Origin of the sequence: Marinobacterium lutimaris (assembly GCF_900108065.1) — a bacterium.
Taxonomy (GTDB): domain Bacteria; phylum Pseudomonadota; class Gammaproteobacteria; order Pseudomonadales; family Balneatricaceae; genus Marinobacterium_D; species Marinobacterium_D lutimaris.
On the sequence record NZ_FNVQ01000002.1, the window covers coordinates 261,250 to 275,821 of the forward strand.

General features: G+C 59.1%; 12 protein-coding genes. 7 read left to right on the forward strand and 5 right to left on the reverse strand.

What is annotated here, in order from left to right; genetic code table 11:
* Positions 1–153 precede the first annotated feature (153 nt).
* On the forward strand, positions 154–804 hold the full coding sequence (locus tag C4S72_RS11640; RefSeq protein WP_104003292.1) for a YrbL family protein: 651 nt from the start codon (positions 154–156) through the stop codon (positions 802–804).
* A gap of 134 nt (positions 805–938) precedes the next feature.
* Here the strand turns inward: C4S72_RS11640 and C4S72_RS11645 are convergent, their stop codons facing one another.
* Entirely contained in the window at positions 939–1,658 is a 720-nt protein-coding gene (locus C4S72_RS11645) for a glutamine amidotransferase-related protein (protein WP_104003293.1), read from the reverse strand.
* A gap of 309 nt (positions 1,659–1,967) precedes the next feature.
* On the opposite strand from C4S72_RS11645, the gene C4S72_RS11650 reads away from it, so the two are divergent.
* A complete protein-coding gene (locus C4S72_RS11650; RefSeq protein ID WP_104003294.1) occupies positions 1,968–3,371 on the forward strand; it encodes an aspartate aminotransferase family protein in 1,404 nt (467 codons plus the stop codon).
* Between the two features lie 107 nt (positions 3,372–3,478).
* Positions 3,479–4,282 carry a response regulator transcription factor gene (locus tag C4S72_RS11655; RefSeq protein ID WP_104003295.1) on the forward strand — a complete coding sequence of 268 codons (804 nt, stop codon included), beginning with the start codon at positions 3,479–3,481 and terminating at the stop codon, positions 4,280–4,282.
* A 58-nt stretch (positions 4,283–4,340) separates the two neighbouring features.
* Here C4S72_RS11655 and C4S72_RS11660 read toward each other — a convergent pair whose 3' ends face one another.
* From C4S72_RS11660 to C4S72_RS11670, 3 genes are all read right to left on the reverse strand, one after another.
* Complete coding sequence (locus C4S72_RS11660) at positions 4,341–5,885, reverse strand: GGDEF domain-containing protein (RefSeq protein WP_146071904.1); 1,545 nt, start codon at positions 5,883–5,885, stop codon at positions 4,341–4,343.
* Positions 5,886–6,071: 186 nt separating this feature from the next.
* The gene (locus tag C4S72_RS11665; RefSeq protein ID WP_104003297.1) at positions 6,072–7,556 is read right to left on the reverse strand and encodes an aldehyde dehydrogenase; all 1,485 of its coding nucleotides are present in this window, start codon (positions 7,554–7,556) and stop codon (positions 6,072–6,074) included.
* Positions 7,557–7,942: 386 nt separating this feature from the next.
* Positions 7,943–8,650 (reverse strand): FadR/GntR family transcriptional regulator, encoded by a 708-nt coding sequence (locus C4S72_RS11670; protein ID WP_104003298.1) that lies wholly within the window; start codon positions 8,648–8,650, stop codon positions 7,943–7,945.
* Between the two features lie 163 nt (positions 8,651–8,813).
* Between C4S72_RS11670 and C4S72_RS11675 the strand changes: the two genes are divergently transcribed.
* The 4 genes from C4S72_RS11675 to C4S72_RS11690 all read left to right on the forward strand — a co-directional run bounded on the left by C4S72_RS11675 (position 8,814) and on the right by C4S72_RS11690 (position 12,721).
* Positions 8,814–9,584 carry a (Fe-S)-binding protein gene (locus C4S72_RS11675; RefSeq protein ID WP_104003299.1) on the forward strand — a complete coding sequence of 257 codons (771 nt, stop codon included), beginning with the start codon at positions 8,814–8,816 and terminating at the stop codon, positions 9,582–9,584.
* A 3-nt stretch (positions 9,585–9,587) separates the two neighbouring features.
* Positions 9,588–10,991 (forward strand): LutB/LldF family L-lactate oxidation iron-sulfur protein, encoded by a 1,404-nt coding sequence (locus tag C4S72_RS11680; protein ID WP_104003300.1) that lies wholly within the window; start codon positions 9,588–9,590, stop codon positions 10,989–10,991.
* The gene (locus C4S72_RS11685) at positions 10,988–11,656 is read left to right on the forward strand and encodes a LutC/YkgG family protein (protein ID WP_104003301.1); all 669 of its coding nucleotides are present in this window, start codon (positions 10,988–10,990) and stop codon (positions 11,654–11,656) included. Before C4S72_RS11680 ends, C4S72_RS11685 begins: the two co-directional genes overlap by 4 nt.
* Before the next feature lie 195 nt (positions 11,657–11,851).
* Entirely contained in the window at positions 11,852–12,721 is an 870-nt protein-coding gene (locus C4S72_RS11690; protein ID WP_104003302.1) for an oxygenase MpaB family protein, read from the forward strand.
* Positions 12,722–12,815: 94 nt separating this feature from the next.
* Here C4S72_RS11690 and C4S72_RS11695 read toward each other — a convergent pair whose 3' ends face one another.
* Positions 12,816–14,522 (reverse strand): arylsulfatase, encoded by a 1,707-nt coding sequence (locus C4S72_RS11695; RefSeq protein WP_104003303.1) that lies wholly within the window; start codon positions 14,520–14,522, stop codon positions 12,816–12,818.
* Between the last annotated feature and the right edge of the window lie 50 nt (positions 14,523–14,572).

Consider the following 14,572-nt stretch of genomic DNA (forward strand, 5'->3'; position numbering starts at 1 on the left):
CCGCCTTTCCTTCTTTTCCTCTCTGCGCAACTCCCCCGGCCACTCCTTCTTGAACCTTCGGGTCTATACAACTCACACTTGCGTTGCAGCTTGATGACGTCGCAACTAAAATTTGTCTGTTTCCCCGTACAGCTGTGATTACAAGGACGTTTTATGGCCAACTCTCTCATCCAGCTTGATGAGTCGTTGCTTATCGGCAAAGGGCTTCATCGCTTCTGCTATCAACACCCGAAGAATCCAGCGCTCTGCATCAAGGTGAGCCTGGATAACAGCAGCCGCAGTCTGAAAGAGATTAACCGCGAGCTGCGCTACTACCGTTTTCTCGAGAAGCAGAAAGACAGCTCAAACCTGGATAGCATCCTGCCGCGCTACCACGGCCCTGTGCAGACGAGCAAAGGCGAGGGCCATATATTCGACCTGGTGCTGGATGCGGATGGCAGGGTCGCCAAACCGCTCTCCTACTACCTGCGTAACGAGGCAGCGCTGGATAAGTACGGCGACATTATCAGAGACGCCTACTTAAGGTTCAGGGAGAAAGCCTCCCAGGGGAATCTGATCACCATGGCACTGAAGCCTTACAACATACTGCTGCAGGCGAAGGGTAACGAGGAGTATGAGCTGGTACTTATCGACAGCCTGGGGTCAGCGAACCTGATCCCAGGCGCTTACCTGAGCCGAAACCTGGCGAAGGCCAAGATCCGCCGCCACCTGACCCGGTTCGAACATCTGCTAATCGGGCGCTTTGACTTTGATATTGCGCCGGCCGATATAGGCACGGCGGTGGTTTCAAACTCCTGCGGATGATCGCGACGGGGGCGTCGCTCCTACCGAAACCGGCACCATGCCATTTGTAGGAGGCGCGCCTCGCGCCGATTGAATCCGGCACAGCGGTGATTCAAGCCCCGGCGAATGATCGCGACAGGGCAATAGCGGTTCGCTTATTTCCGCCCTTTCAGGAAGCGCACCATCCAGCGGCCAACCCGGGCCGACTCTGCCTGCTCCCCGTTTTCCAATCCCGCCAGCGCCTTATCGGCCACCGCTTCAGGCACCGTAGGACCACGACGTGAAGCGACCAGCTCACGCTCAAAGTTGTTGTTGAACTCCGGGTGTGCCTGGAGCGTCAGGATACGGTCGTCGTACACCAGCCCCGCGTACTGACAAAAGTCGGAGCTGGCAAACAGGCTCGCGTTTTCCGGCAGTTCCAGCACCTGATCCTGATGCATGGCGTTGATGGTAAAGCTTTTCGGTTCGGCGCTATCAAGGAAGCTATGCTCGCCCTCGATGCGATAGGTGTTAAGACCTACACCCCAGCCGCCGTCATATTTCTGCACCTTGGCGCCAAAGGCGCTGGCCACGATCTGGTGACCGAAGCAGATCCCCACCAGCGGCTGCCCCGCGGTATAGATCTCTTTGATCAGCCCCTTGAGACGCTGCATCCAGGGCAGGTCGTCATAAACGCCACAGCGGGAGCCAGTGATTACCCAGGCATCAAAGCCTTCGATGGAATCGGGGAAATTGTCATCCCGCACATCGAACACTTCAAAGCTCATCTGCGGGTCTTCATTACCCAGCAGCGCGACGAACATATCAGCGTAGGAGCCATACTGCCCCAGCAGTTCCGGCGGTGTAATGCCGGTGGCCAGAATTCCTGTCTTCATGGTTTTTCCCGTATCTCAACTGGCGGTAAAGGCTGTGTAAGCCTTCTATATAACCTATCTTTGCAAAGGCGATGAGCTACTTAAGCAAACATCTGTGCAAATCTTCTGTGCAATATCTTCAAAGTAAAACGCGGCTCTGAATGCAACCTTGAATATAGTCCTCAGTGTAGGAGACATGCGCGGCGTTCAAAATATCCCCCGGTAGGTATATGCCCCGCGCCAGCGCTCTCAGTATCGTGGTGGAAGCTTTGAACACGTCGATGGCGGTCACGTTTTGCCTTCGCCAACATTTGATACTGGAGAGATTGAATGAATTCAACCACCCGAGCGCCCCTCAGCCCCGAGTGCACCGAAACCCAGGCAAGGGACGCCCAGCACCACCTGCATCCCTTTACCGACACCAAGGCGCTGAACGCAAAAAACGCCCGGGTCATTGAACGCGCTAAAGGGATCTACATCTGGGACAGCGAAGGCAACCGCATGATCGACGGCATGGCCGGTCTCTGGTGCGTCAACCTGGGCTATGGTCGCCCGGAGCTGGCGGAAGTCGCTGCCGAGCAGATGAACCAGCTGCCCTACTACAACACCTTTTTCCAAACCACGACCCACCCGGCCGCCAAGCTGGCTGAGCAGATCGCCGCACTGACGCCGGGCGACCTGAACCACGTGTTCTTCGCCAACTCCGGTTCCGAAGCGATCGATACCGTGATCCGCATGGTGCGTCGTTACTGGGAAGTGGTCGGCAAGCCCTGGCGCAAGATTCTGATCTCCCGTGAAAACGCCTACCACGGCAGCACCCTCGGCGGTGTCAGCCTCGGCGGTATGGGTGGCATGCACGCCCAGGGCACACCGATGCTGCCGGGTATCGAACATATCCGTCAGCCTTACTGGTACGGTGAAGCCGCTGAGGGACAGAGCGAAGAGGAGTTCGCTCTGGAGTGCGCCAAGGCGCTGGAAGACCGTATTCTGGAAGTGGGCCCGGACAACGTGGCCGCCTTCGTCGGCGAACCGATCCAGGGTGCCGGTGGCGTGATCGTGCCACCGCCGGGTTACTGGAAAGAGATTCAGCGCATCTGCAAGAAATACGACATCCTGCTGGTTGCCGATGAAGTGATCTGTGGCTTTGGCCGCACCGGCCAGTGGTTCGGCAGCCAGACTCTGGGCATAGAGCCGGACCTGATGTCCATGGCCAAGGGCCTCTCCTCCGGTTACCAGCCGATCTCTGCAGTCGCTGTTGGCGACCGCGTAGCCAACGCGCTGATCGAGGATGGCGGTGAGTTCAACCACGGTTTTACCTACTCAGGTCACCCGGTAGCTGCCGCCGTGGCGCTGGAAAACATCCGCATTCTGCGCGACGAAGGCATCATCGAGAAAGTGGGTGCCGATACCGGCCCCTACTTCCAGCAGCAGCTGCGCGAACGCGTGGGTCAGCATCCGCTGGTCGGCCATATAGAAGGCACCGGTCTGGTCGCCGGCATGGCGCTGGTCAAGAGCAAGGAACCCAAGGCGTTCTTTGGCAAGGATCAGGACGCCGGCACCGTCTGCCGCGACCACTGCTTCAGCAACGGTCTCGTAATGCGTGCCTGCGGTAACCGCATGGTGCTGTCGCCGCCACTGATCATCAGCCGCGAGCAGATCGATGAGATGATCGACCTGATCCTGGTCTGCCTCGACAAAACCGAAGCCAGCCTTAAAGATCTAGACTGGATGTAAGCTCCTCAGTCAGACTGACACCGGGCTCTGGCGGCAAGCATCGCCAGAGCCCACTTTCCACGGTAAGCTGATACAATCGCGCAACCCTGGATAGCAACGGATCATTCATGGCTGAATATTTCCCGGCGATAAACGTCAAGAACAGCTGGCAGAAGAACCTGGCGGTTCTGATCGACCATGTTAAGTCGAACACCTTCCCGGACCTGCTGATCGAGTACCTTGCCACCCTCTGTCATTTCGACACGGCACTGACAGTCACCTACAAGAAGTCGTTCAAGCCGATCATTCTGCAGCCGCTGGATCCCGCGGAGCAGAGCAAGACGCTGATCTCCTACATCAATAACGGCTACTACCTGCTGGATCCGCTGTTCAACGCGGTACAAAAGGGCATAAGCGGCGTGGTCCGCGTAGCCGAGATCGCTCCCGACTCCTTCCAGCAGAGCGAGTTTTTCGAGAACTGCTACCAGTATTTCAATATCGTCGACGAGATCGTGCTGATTATCGATCTGAGCGACGAGGTCACCTGTACCATTTCACTGGGTCGCCAGCCGGACCTGGGCACCATCACCCGCGGCGAGCTGCGGGCGTTGCAGGAGATCTACCCGGTGGTGAGCGCACTTTACCGCCAGTTCTGGAGCACCCAGTTCGGTCAGTACGTGCAGTATGAGCAGTCGGACGATGCCACCAAGCAGGCGCTGAAGAGCTTCGGCAGCGGTGTGCTGACCCAGCGCGAACGCCAGATCACAGAGCTGGTGGTGAAGGGTAACTCCTCTCAGGCTATCGCCGATCAGCTCAATATCAGTGTCGGTACGGTGAAGGTGCACCGCAAGAATATCCACGCCAAGATGCACACCTCGAACCAGTCGGAGCTGTTCAACCTGTTCCTGGATCATCTGAAGTCGGTCACCTGAATCGACGACGTGAGTCGGACCTGAGAGGCCTGTCAGCCGTGGTCGCAGGACTTCATTGCTATGACTGGGCCCGCATCAGCTCCGCTGACCAGATCATATAGCGGTTTTTGCCCGCCCTTTTAGCGGCGTACATCGCCCGGTCGGCGCGTTGCTGCAAGGTTTCAAAATCGCGGCAGCCGGCTTCGGAGAGCGCAACACCGACGCTGGCAGAAACCCACTCGGTTTTGTTGAGCCCCTCCACCGCCATATTCATCGATTCGAGCAGCCGATCGAGCATCACGGTGACATCCCCTAGGGATCTGAGCTGGGGCATCAGCAGGACAAATTCATCACCACCTGTTCGTGCCGCCACATCACCGCCGCGGATGCTGCGCCTGAACAGCTCGGCCAGCTCGATCAGCAGATGATCTCCGCGCTGATGACCGAAGCTGTCGTTGACCTGTTTGAAGTTATCCAGATCGACGACGCAGACCGCACTGAAACTGCCGTCCCTCACCTCCAGCGCAAACACCTCCGCGGCCCTTTCCTCTATGCGTCGCCGGTTGGCCAGCCCTGTAAGCGGGTCACTGTTAGCCAGCTGCGACAGCTTACAATTGGCCGTCAGCAGCGCGGATGACTGACGGAAGCTTCGTTCCAGAGCGAGGATAATCACCAGCGTCAGTATCGCCACCAGAGAGGCGACCGCTGCCGGAACAATACTGAACGAGGAAGGTGCATCAAAAGCGATATCGATCTGCCACTGGCGGCTGCCCAGCTTCAGCGGGAAACTGTACTCCGGCCCGGTTGGCCAGTCGTGCGCTTCTCGCGGGTAGATCTGCTCCGGCTTGGTATCGCTGATATCGATCAGGCGCATCTCGTACGACTGCCCCTTTATGGGCTCGAGCCGCTCCGTCAGTGAGATTCCTGGCCTCAGCAGCAACATCAGAAATCCCCGCAACTGTTGCAACGACCAGGGCTCGGAACCGGAAAAACGCACCGGCTGAAACACGGCAACGCCAAGCGGGCCATCCCGGTCCTGGGCAATGGGAAAAGCAGATGAGGTGTAAACCCGGCCCTGCCGGGCCATCTCCAGCGGCGCTCCCGCACCGCCGAACCTTACCGCCACATCCAGACCGATCACATCGCGATTGCGTTCCAGCGGCTCACTGTGAGTGATAGGAAAATAGAAAGGGCGCGGCGCCACGCTCACGGGTTCCATGGAGGGCAAAACAAACTCGAAGATTCCTCCCGGTGCCAGACCTCTCGACCTGAGCCTCGCTTCGTGAGCGGCCACCTCCTCAAGAGCGATTTTCGGCGCCCAGTGTACCGCGTACAGATCGTCGCGCCCCGGCAGCAGAATGCCGGCGAACTCCCGGAACTCATCCATGGAGACATATTCAGACGCTCTGAACAGCGCCTGGAACGCCTCCAGCACCCGCTCGGCATCGCTGAACAGATCCTGCGCTCGGAAAGCCTGTACCTGTGCCAGGTCACGCAGAGTCTCATCCTGCCTTGTCTGCTCCAGCAGGCGTGACACGCTGTAAGCCTGCCAGGTACCGATAGCCCCCGCAGCGACGATCAGCAGCAACAGAGTCCAACGGTAGATTGAATAAGGGTAATGCACCGGTTATTTCGCCCTTCGCTGCATGAGAGGCGCCGGAACAACCATATGCCGACGATTAGAGACATTACAGTCCTGATTCGCAGGAAAAGCAAAGTATCCGCTGCACCGGGTTTCCAGGCTGTCCATAACGAAAAACGCCCGTCCGGTAGCTACCGGACGGGCGTTTTTCGTGATCGATCGGGCGCTTTAGATGCTGATCCAGACCGACTTGAGTTCGGTGTATTTCTCCAGCGAGTGCAGCGACTTGTCGCGGCCGTTGCCCGAACCTTTGACACCGCCGAACGGCATGGTGGTATCACCTTCGCCCCAGGTGTTGACCCAGACCATACCGCTTTCGATCTCGCGGCTGACGCGGTGAGCGCGGGACAGGTTATCGGTCCAGATCGACGCACCCAGGCCATAGACGCAGTCGTTGGCCATGGCGATCACCTCCTCTTCGGTATCGAAACCGGCCACCGCCAGCACCGGGCCGAAAATCTCTTCGCGTACGCAGGCCATATCGGCATGGGTATCGGTGATGATCGTCGGCTGGGAGAAGAAGCCTTTTTCGGCGCTTTCGGTGATGCCACCCAACTCTACCTTGCCGCCCTCTTCCAGAGCGCCGGCGATGTAGCGGTTAACGGTTTCCAGCTGCGCCTTGTCCACCATCGGGCCCATTTTCACGTCAGGGTCCAGCGGGTTACCCGGCTTGTATTCGGCGGCGTAGCGCTTCAGTGCTGCCATAAACTGCGCGCGGATACCGTTCTGTACATACAGGCGTGAGCCAGCGATGCAGACCTCACCCTGGTTGGTGAAGATCGCGATGGCAGCGCCCTGGGCAGCCGCTTCAATATCGCCGCAGTCATCGAACACGATCAGCGGTGACTTGCCGCCCGCTTCGATCCAGACCCGCTTCAGGTTGGACTGACCGGCGTACTGCATCAGCATGCCCGCCACACGGGTGGAACCGGTAAAGGCCAGGGAGTCCACATCCATATGCAGCGCCAGCGCCTTACCCGCGGTGTGGCCAAAGCCCGGCACCACGTTCAGTACGCCATCCGGCAGGCCCGCCTCTTTGGCAAGCTCGGCAAAACGCAGGCAGCTCAGCGAGGCCTTTTCGGACGGTTTGAGTACCACGGAGTTACCGGCGGCCAGTGCCGGCGCCAGCTTCCACATCGCCATCATCAGCGGGTAGTTCCACGGCGTGATGGCGCCGATAACACCGATAGGATGACGGGTGATCAGGCCGAGCGTAGTAGGTTTGGTCGGCGCAATTTCACCGTAAATCTTGTCGATGCACTCTGCGCTCCAGCGCAGGCAATCGATGGAATCGGGTACGTCGATGCCGGTCATCTCGGCAATGCCTTTACCCATGTCCAGGGTATCTAGCAGCGCGAACTCGTCGAAGTGCTCCTGCATCAGATCGGCCAGCTTCAGCAGGATACGCTTACGCTCTGCCGGCGCCGCACGGGACCAGTCCCCCGCCTTGAACGCAGCACGAGCCGCTTTCACCGCGGCATCGATATCGGGCGTATCGCAGCTGGCCAGATCGGTCAGCAGCTCTTCGGTGGTCGGGTTGATCGCCGGGAAGGTTTCACCGCTCGCTGCCGGGCGAAACTCGCCGTTAATCCATGCCTGGTGACGAAACTCGATTTTCTCGGACAGGGCTGTCCACTCAGCCAGCGTATGCATGGTGTCTCCTTTTAAACTGTACTAGTAACGGTACTAATAACTGTACTAACGATAGGTAGAGAGTAGGCCTCCTGACGGGCGAAGCCAATACACCCCAGGGGGTAGATAAGGGAAGCTATCAACGAGCCTATGGCATCTCAGGCTTTCAGACGATACGGAAAACTGGATTGCATACAGGTTTTACAGCTCAGCAACATCATTCTCACCGACTGGAACCGTCTGAAAGCCCCAAAGGGCGCGGCCTGAAGCACTCATCTACGGCGTTGAGCTTTTTGCCAAGGGCTACGGCCAAAGTCCCCGGTATTTTGGGGGTTGCCTGCAAAGCTCGCCTTGTACCTGAATACTTCAGACCACGCTGAAACGCCATCTACTCATTCACAGCTTCCCTAGTCAGCTGCCAGCAATCCCCGGGTATAGAGAATATGATCCCGGGCGACACGGCGGGCGGTCTCAGCATCCCGCGCCTGAATCGCGCGGTGAATATCGGCATGCTGGCCGCGGATACCCTCGGGGTAACGACCGAATTTTTTCAGCGTGCGTGAAAGCACGCCGTAGATCGCGTTGAAGTAGCGCTCGTAAAAGATCTGGCTGAAGGAGACCAGCAGCAGGTGGTGGCTGTAGCGGGCGATCTGGGTGTGAAACTGCAGGTCCGCCTTGGCTCTCGCCAGCGTTGTTTCGCGCTGCCCACGCTCATAAAGCCGGCCATACTCTTCGGCCAGCAGCGCAAGCTCCTCTTTACTGGCCCGGGTGGCGCAGTACCAGGCGCACTCCCCTTCCAAAAACGCCCGCACCTCCAGTACCTGCAGCTGGAATGTCAGATCATCCAGCCCCTCCAGCGGCAGGCTCAGGTGCGGCTCCAGCAGGTTGGCGACCCGGTTGGCCCGCCCCTGGGAGACCTCCACGAAACCAACCGCCTGCAAACGAGTGGTGGCCTGGCGCACTATCTCCCGCGACAAGCGCTGCTCCGCTGCCAGCGTTCTCTCTGACGGCAGCCGCTCGCCCGGCGCCAGCTGGGTGCTGGCGATCATGCCGAGCAGTTGCTCATAGAGATCCTCGCTGCGCGTGGCTCTTTTTGGCTTTTTAACTGTGGACAAAACACCCTCGCGCTAGACTGCATATTGCGACTTGGTCAGACCAGTTTGCAGGATAACATTTCCAACCGCTACCACCTCACCTATCTTTCTCTGCAAGCTTTTACATAAAGCGCGTGTACCCCAAACAACACGTCTAATAACAGCTAATAAGAGATAACCTGTCATGGCATCACCCCGTTCCCGGGTCGGCCTTTTCGTAACCTGCCTGGCCGATATGTTCCGCCCCGAAGTCGCCTTCGCCAGCGTCAAACTGCTCGAGATGGCCGGCTTCGACGTTGAGGTTCCCGAACGTCAGACCTGTTGCGGCCAGCCGGCATTCAACTCCGGCGCCCGTCACGACAGCGCGGCGATTGCGCGCCAGACCATCGAGGCGTTCGATGGTTTTGAATATGTGGTCGGCCCCTCCGGTTCCTGCATCGGCATGCTGCACCACTACCCGGAGCTGTTCGCTGAGGGCGATCCCTGGCACCAGCGTGCCCTGGATCTCAAGTCACGCGCTTTCGAGATCACCAGCTTCCTGGCCCAGCATCTCGATATGGACAAGCTCTCCAGCTCCTTCAAGGGCAAGGTCACCTACCACGACTCCTGCTCGGGCCTTAGGGAACTTGGCGTCAAGCGCCAGCCCCGTGAGCTGCTGTCAAAAATCCCCGGTGTGCAGATCTGCGAGATGGAAGAGTCAGAAACCTGCTGCGGCTTCGGTGGCACCTTCTGCGTCAAATACCCGGATATCTCCAACCGCATGGTCGGCAACAAGAGCGAGAACATCCGCGCCACCGGCGCCGATACCCTGCTTGCCGGTGACCTGGGCTGCCTGCTGAACATGGCCGGCAAGCTCAAGCGTGAAGGCATAGATATTCAGGCCCGCCACGTGGTCGAGATACTGGCGGACATGGCCAGCACTCCAGCCATTGGTGAAGCAGAGAAGAGGAGCTGAGCCATGCAGATCAAAAGCCCCGAGTTCAAACAGAACGCCCGTATCGCGCTGCAAGATGCCAACCTGCAGCGCGCACTGGGAAACCTGAAAGCCGGTTTCCCGCAGAAACGCGCCGCTGCCGTCGCCCGCCTGCCGGAGTTTGACCAGCTGCGCGATGAAGCCCGCGACCTGAAAAACCATATCCTCGAGCACCTGGATCTCTATCTTGAGGAGTTCGAGAAGAACGTGGTCGCAAACGGCGGCACCGTGCACTGGTGCCGCACCGCCGAGGATGCGCGCAAAAAGATCCTGGAGATCTGCAAGGATCAGGATGCGAAGACGGTCACCAAGGGTAAGTCCATGGTCACCGAAGAGATCGACCTGAACGACTACCTGGAAAAGAACGGCGTCACCCCGGTGGAAACCGACCTCGGTGAATACATCCTGCAGCTGCGCAAGGATCATCCGAGCCATATCATCGCGCCGGCGATCCACCTCAATATCGAGGATGTGGCGGATGCGTTCCACGAGCATCACAAGCGGCCGAAAAGCAACGATCCGGCCCACCTGATGCGCGAAGCGCGGGAGATGCTGCGCAAGCACTTCGTCGCCGCCGACGTGGGCATCACCGGCGCCAACTTCCTGGTGGCGGAAACCGGGTCCACCATCATCTGCACCAACGAGGGCAACGGCGACCTGACCCAGACGCTGCCGAAAACTCATATCGTTGTCTCCTCCATCGAGAAGCTGGTGCCTACCCTGGAGGATATGACCCTGTTCCTGCGCCTGCTGGCACGCTCCGCCACCGGACAGGAGTTCACCGTCTACAACACCCTGTCATCCGGCCCGCGTCGCCCCGGCGATCAGGACGGTCCGGAAAACTTCCATGTGGTGCTGGTCGATAACGGCCGCAGCGATATGGTCGGCTCGGAGTTTCAGGAGATGCTGCGCTGCATCCGCTGCTCCGCCTGCATGAACCACTGCCCGGTTTACGGCGCCGTGGGCGGTCACAGCTATGGCTGGGTTTACCCCGGCCCCATGGGTTCTGTGCTGACGCCGCAGATGGTCGGCATCGAAAACGCAGGCCTCTTGCCCAATGCATCCACCTTCTGCGGCAAGTGCGAAGAGGTTTGCCCGGTGCGTATCCCGCTACCCAAGCTGATGCGTCACTGGCGCGACAAGGAGTACGAGAAACACCTGAGCCCCACCAGCGTGCGCTCAGGGCTGGCTCTGTGGAGTTTCTTTGCCACCCGGCCGAAGCTTTATCGCCTGTTCGCCTCTGTGGGGAATCGCTTCCTGCGCTTCAAGGCGGGCAAAAAAGGACGTACCAGCAAGCTGCCGCTGGCCAGCGCCTGGACCGATCACCGTGATATGCCGGCACCGAGCGGCAAAACCTTCATGCAGCAGTGGAAGGAGCAGAACCGATGAGCAAGGCCGATATTTTCAACCGCATCCGCGGCGGGCTGCATGTACCCAGCGATGACTCGGCACGACGGGCGGCGGTCAAGGCACGACTCGACGCGCGCCAGCGCAATCTGATTCCGCAGCGGGCTCAACTGCCAGAAAACGAACGCCTGCGACTGTTTATCGATATGGCCGATGAAGCAGCGGCGGAGCTGATTGAGCTGCATAGCGCAGCTGAGCTGGTGGGCACCATCGAGAACTGGGCGCAGGAGAACGGCATCGCCCACCTGGTCACCGCCAGCGACGAGCAGATCAAGAGCCTGGACTGGTCCGGCAACGGTACCCTGGTACTTGAAGAGCGTGTGGCTCAGGTGGGCGACGAGGCGAGCCTCACCAGCGCGTTCTGCGGTATCGCTGAGACCGGCACTCTGATGCTCTACTCCGGCCAAGAGAGCCCCACCACGCTGAACTTCCTGCCCGATACCCATCTGGTCGTTCTGCGCGCCAGCACCATCGTCGGCCCCTACGAGGATGCCTGGCAGATGCTGCGACAGGCCACCGACGGCAGCATGCCGCGCACGGTGAACCTGATCACCGGCCCCTCACGCAGCGCCGATATCGAACAGAAGCTGCAGATGGGCGCCCACGGCCCACGCCGCCTGGTGATCTTTCTGCTGCACGGCGAGTAAGCGTTCAGGCCTTCTGTCTCTCTCGATCTCGCAACCTCTTGGCGCCCCATCCGGGGCGCATCTTTTACCCTCCCGCGATCTGGCAATTAATCTGGCTATTAGTCTCGCTATTTACCCTGCTCTTGACCGCGCTATTGACCCAGAGGCGTCCTGGCATTAAGAGTAACCACTCCTTTTTGACGGGCCTCAAACGGCATGGAATTTATCAGGCAGCGCATCGAGCGGCAGGTTTTCAGCATCACGGGGCTCGCCCTGAACCAGATCGATTATGAAAACCCGAAGGGCGACCCCGGCCTGTTTGGCCCAGGCAGCGTCTGCTGGACCGTCCATGCGGACTTTCCCTCCATGCTCTGCGGCGGCATCGGCGCACTGATGCTGCAGATGCTGCACCCGCTGGCCCTGGCCGGCGTCTGGGACCACTCCACCTTTCGCGAGGATATGATCGGTCGCCTGCGCCGCACCAGCCAGTTTATCGCCGGCACCACCTTTGCCGCACAGAAAGACGCCGAATGGCTGATCGGTCTTGTGCGTGAGATTCATGGCAAAGTGACCGGTGTCGCGCCGGACGGGCGTCCCTACTCCGCCAATGATCCGGAACTGCTGACCTGGGTGCATGTGGCCGAGGTTCGCAGCTTTATGGCGGGTTACCTGCGCTATGGCGACCCAACACTGAGCCTTGCCGAGCAGGACCGTTATTTCGATGAGGTGGCGCTGATTGCCGAAGCACTGGGAGCGAAAAATGTCCCGCGCACGCGGCAGGATATAGACGCCTATATCGAACGGATGCGACCGGAGCTCTGTTTTAATGAACGCACCGCAGAAGTCCTGCAACTGCTGCTGACGGCACCGACGCCGAACGTCGTCACCAAACCCGTGGGTTATATAATGGCGCGAGCCGGGGTGGATCTGCTACCGGACTGGGGGCTCGAGATGGCGGGTATCAAACTGAGTCCACTGCGGCGCAAGGCGATCCAGTCAGGCATGCACCTGCTTGCACCCTCCTTGCGCTGGGCACTGCGCAACGGTGTATCCGCAAGGGCGAAGCGGCGCATGGGTTCGGCCTAGCCAGACTTACTCCGTCAGCCCTCTTCTGCGAGACGGCTTTGCTGTGGAAGAGACCCGGCGCCAGACTGACGCCGGGGTATTCATTAGCGGGCGATCAGTTTTGCTCCGGCCACTCCGCGATGACCAGGCCATTCTCAGCCACGTAGCGCTCCCACTCCTGCTTCATCTCGGCAAGTTTGTCGGGGTTCGCGTCGGCCAGGTTAGTGGTTTCACCGGGATCACTGGCAATATTGAACAGCTGCCAGCCATCTGTTTTGACAGGTCCCTTCTTAACCCACACCAGCTTCCAGTCACCCTTGCGCAGCGCCTGTTTCTCGTCGATCTCGACACCCACCGCATAGTCGCTGTCGTGCACCGCCTCGGCTTCGCCCCTGATCATCGGCATCAGTGACTTACCCTTGTGCGGATAGATCTTGATGCCGTTGTAGGTCTCCGGATGCTCGGCACCGGCCACATCAAGGAATGTCGGCGCCAGGTCCATCACCGTGGTCAGCGCCGTGGTGTTCACCTTGCCCATCACGCCACCGGGGTATTTCACGATCAGCGGCGAGCGGATACCGCCTTCGGTGACGGTGCCCTTGAAGTCGCGGAAGGGTCCCGCACTGGCCTGCGCCCACTCCTGGTAAGCCGCGAACGAGTTCGGCCGGCCCAGGTTCTCCAGACTCAGGTCGTAGGTCGCCTTCCAGTCTGCGGCTACCTGCTCACCGTAGCGTTTCCAGATGTTGATGGGATTGCCGCCCTCCGGTCCGTTATCGGACATAAACACAAACAGGGTGTTGTCGTACTCGCCGATCTCTTTCAGATGTTGCAGCAGGCGACCGATATTGAAATCCATGTTCGCCACCATCGCCGCATAAATTTCCATTTTGCGGCTTGATACGGCTTTCTGCTCGTCGGACAGAGAGTCCCAGGCGTTATGAATTTTCAGTGGTGTAAAGGCATAAGGAGCGGCATCTTCGGGGAAGAGACCAAGCGCTTTGGCCCGCTCGCTGCGCTCTTGTGCCAGCGCCTCAAAACCCTGGGCGTAGCGCCCCTTGTACTTGTCGATCCAGCTGTCCGGTGCCTGCAAGGGCCAGTGCGGGGCGGTGTAGGCTACGTAGGCGAAAAACGGCTTGTCCTCTTTGCTATCGCCGTTTCTATCCGCGTCGATATACTCGATCACCTTGTCGGTATAGAAGTCGGTAGAGAAAAAGTCCTTCGGCAGTGACTCGACTTCTTTGCCGTTGTCCCGGTAGGGCGCGATAGGCTTCTCCGGGGTGTAGCCCTTCTGGGTGCCGAAATGACTCGCCCCCCCCTGAAGCAGAACAAACGACTGTTCAAAACCTCGGTTGTGAGGCATGTGCGGCTCATCCAGCCCCAGATGCCATTTGCCCACCATGTAAGTGTTGTAGCCGGAGTTTTTCAACGTTTCCGAGATCGGCATCACGTCGTCTCGCAGGTAGCCGACATAGCCCGGCTGCCCCTGCTGATTCGGTGCCTTTTTCCACTCGGCCATCTGTCCCATACCCGCCAGATGACTATCGGTGCCGGAAAGCATCATCGAGCGTGTCGGCGAACACTGTGGAGACACCTGGAAGTCCGAAATCAGCAAGCCCTGCTGGGCCATCTGATCCAGGTTCGGTGTATCGATTTCACCGCCGGTCACCCCGAGATCGGTATATCCCAGGTCGTCTGCAACGATCAAAACGATATTGGGGCGTTCAGCCAAAGCCAATGGAGCAAAAGCCAAGCCTCCGATCAATGCACCGAGGAGCGCGCTGGAACGGGCGTTAGCCCTGTATTTGCCAGTTAGAGAAGCCATTTGTAACCCTTCTTATTATCAGTATTTATTATTCTGTTTTGCTATCGAGC

Bases quoted from the DNA above. Each gene is read 5' to 3' on its own strand.
- C4S72_RS11640 (WP_104003292.1), top strand. From the start codon at position 154: ATGGCCAACTCTCTCATCCAGCTTGATGAGTCGTTGCTTATCGGCAAA.
- C4S72_RS11645 (WP_104003293.1), bottom strand. From the start codon at position 1,658: ATGAAGACAGGAATTCTGGCCACCGGCATTACACCGCCGGAACTGCTG.
- C4S72_RS11650 (WP_104003294.1), top strand. From the start codon at position 1,968: ATGAATTCAACCACCCGAGCGCCCCTCAGCCCCGAGTGCACCGAAACC.
- C4S72_RS11655 (WP_104003295.1), top strand. From the start codon at position 3,479: ATGGCTGAATATTTCCCGGCGATAAACGTCAAGAACAGCTGGCAGAAG.
- C4S72_RS11665 (WP_104003297.1), bottom strand. From the start codon at position 7,556: ATGCATACGCTGGCTGAGTGGACAGCCCTGTCCGAGAAAATCGAGTTT.
- C4S72_RS11675 (WP_104003299.1), top strand. From the start codon at position 8,814: ATGGCATCACCCCGTTCCCGGGTCGGCCTTTTCGTAACCTGCCTGGCC.
- C4S72_RS11680 (WP_104003300.1), top strand. From the start codon at position 9,588: ATGCAGATCAAAAGCCCCGAGTTCAAACAGAACGCCCGTATCGCGCTG.
- C4S72_RS11685 (WP_104003301.1), top strand. From the start codon at position 10,988: ATGAGCAAGGCCGATATTTTCAACCGCATCCGCGGCGGGCTGCATGTA.
- C4S72_RS11690 (WP_104003302.1), top strand. From the start codon at position 11,852: ATGGAATTTATCAGGCAGCGCATCGAGCGGCAGGTTTTCAGCATCACG.
- C4S72_RS11695 (WP_104003303.1), bottom strand. From the start codon at position 14,522: ATGGCTTCTCTAACTGGCAAATACAGGGCTAACGCCCGTTCCAGCGCG.